General features: G+C 65.6%; 2 protein-coding genes. Both read right to left on the minus strand.

Translation table 11 applies throughout. The features are described 5' to 3' along the window. The coding region (locus EOA32_RS36490) for a PhoH family protein (protein ID WP_245499524.1) at positions 1 to 930 on the minus strand (930 nt) is incomplete at its 3' end. Between the two features lie 137 nt (positions 931 to 1,067). After that, positions 1,068 to 2,239, minus strand: a 1,172-nt coding sequence (miaB, locus tag EOA32_RS36495; protein ID WP_128374253.1) for a tRNA (N6-isopentenyl adenosine(37)-C2)-methylthiotransferase MiaB, incomplete at its 5' end; no start/stop codon positions are given.

A 2,239-nucleotide genomic window follows, 5' to 3' on the forward strand; every position in this document is an offset into this window, starting at 1 on the left:
GGCAACCAGCGGATGGCGCACGACATCACCCTCGTTGAAGCGGACGGTGACGATGCCCGGCACGCCGTCGAGGATGCGCAGCGCCTCGACCAGGCCCGACTTGGTGTTGGGCGGCAGGTCGATCTGGGTCGGATCGCCGGTGACGATCATGCGCGAGTTCTCGCCGAGACGGGTGAGGAACATCTTCATCTGCATTGGCGTGGTGTTCTGCGCCTCGTCGAGGATCACCGCGGCATGCGCCAGTGTGCGGCCGCGCATGAAGGCTAACGGTGCGATCTCGATGACCTCGGCGGCGATCGCCCGCTCGACCTTGTCGGCCGGCATCATGTCGTAGAGCGCGTCGTAGAGGGGCCGCAGATAGGGGTCGACCTTCTCCTTCATGTCGCCGGGCAGGAAGCCGAGCCGCTCGCCGGCCTCGACCGCCGGGCGCGACAGCACGATGCGCTCGACCATGCCGCGCTCGAGCAGCATCGCCGCATGGGCCACCGCCAGATAGGTCTTGCCGGTGCCGGCCGGGCCGATGCCGAAGACCATTTCGGAGCGTTCCAGCGCGCGCATATAGGCGTCCTGGTTGAGCGAGCGGGCATAGATCGTGCGCTTGCGCGTGGCGATCTGGGCGGCCGAAACCTTGCCCTTGCGCTCCATGGTGGGCAGCGTCAGCTGGTCGTCGGCGGCGATCGCCATACGCACCGCGCCGTCGACGTCGGATTGGCCGATATCGACGCCCTTTTGCAGAATGCCGTAGAGCGTGTCGAGCGCGCGGCGCGCCTGCTCGGCGGCCGAAGCCGTGCCCTTGATCGCAAGCTGGTTACCGCGCGAACGGATGTCGACGCCGAGCTTCTGCTCGAGACGGGCCAGATTCTCGTCGAACTGGCCGTATAGGGCGCTGGCAAGCTTGTTGTTGTCGAAGGTCAGGACGATGTGCGCCATGTCGGAGGCCCCGGATGCCTGGTTCTGGGGCGGATTCTTCAATTCAGCAGCGCTCAACCGTCTCTCCTCATCTGCCGAGGCTTGTGGCTATGCATGTCGTTGTCCCGAAACCGCGAGCACTTTTTGGGCGACATGCATCAGGCCAACTCGGCGAACAGGCTGTTGGGACCTGTCTTCGTGATTCGTACGTCGATAATGTCACCGATTCCGCCGGCCTTGTCGTCAACAATAACAGGCTGCAGCCAGGGCGAGCGGCCGACGATCTGACCGGCATGGCGGCCGGGCTTCTCGATCAGCGTGCTGACGGTGCGGCCGACCAGGCTGGCGATGAATGCCTTCTGCTGCTCGTTGACTAGCGCCTGCAGGCGCTGCAGCCGCTCGTCCTTCACGGCTTCCGACACATGGCCGTCCATCTCGGCGCCCGGCGTGCCGGGACGCGGCGAATATTTGAACGTGAAGGCCGAAGCGTAATTCACCTCGCGCACCAGTTCGAGCGTTGCCTCGAAATCCGCTTCCGTCTCGGCGGGGAAACCGACGATGAAGTCGCCGGACATGGCGATATCGCCGCGCGCGGCGCGGATGCGATCGATGAGGGCCAGATAATCGCGTGCCGTATGCCTGCGGTTCATCGCCTTCAGTATCCGGTCGGAGCCAGACTGCACTGGTAAATGCAGATAGGGCATCAAGGCCGGCAGGTCACGGTGCGCGGCGATCAATTCATCATCCATGTCGCGCGGATGGCTGGTGGTGTAGCGCAGCCGCGCCAGGCCGGGAATTTTCGCCAGGCGGAAGAGCAGGCGGCCGAGGCCCCATTCCTCGCCGTTTTCGCCCTCGCCGTGCCAGGCGTTGACGTTCTGACCGAGCAGCGTCACCTCGCGCACGCCAGCCTCGGCGAGGCGCTCGGCCTCGGCGACGATCTGGGCCACCGGCCGCGAGACTTCGGAGCCGCGCGTATAGGGCACGACGCAGAAGGTGCAGAACTTGTCGCAGCCCTCCTGAACAGTAAGGAAAGCGGTGACGCCGCGCTTTGCCAGCTCGGCGCGCTTCGGCTGCGGCAGATGCTCGAATTTGTCCTCAATGGCGTAGTCGGTCTCGACGATCTTCTCGCCGCCGCGCACCCTCGCCAGCACGTCGGGCAGCCGGTGATAGGTCTGCGGGCCGATGACGAGATCGACGGCCGGCGCACGGCGTATGATTTCCGCCCCTTCGGCCTGCGCCACGCAGCCGGCGACGCCGATCAGCAGCTCACGGCCGGCCTCGGCGCGCTCGGCGTCTGGCTGTTCTCGCCCTGGATCGAGAACTACTATGT

This window comes from Mesorhizobium sp. M1A.F.Ca.ET.072.01.1.1 (assembly GCF_004023325.1).
In the GTDB taxonomy this organism is placed as follows: Bacteria; Pseudomonadota; Alphaproteobacteria; order Rhizobiales; family Rhizobiaceae; genus Mesorhizobium.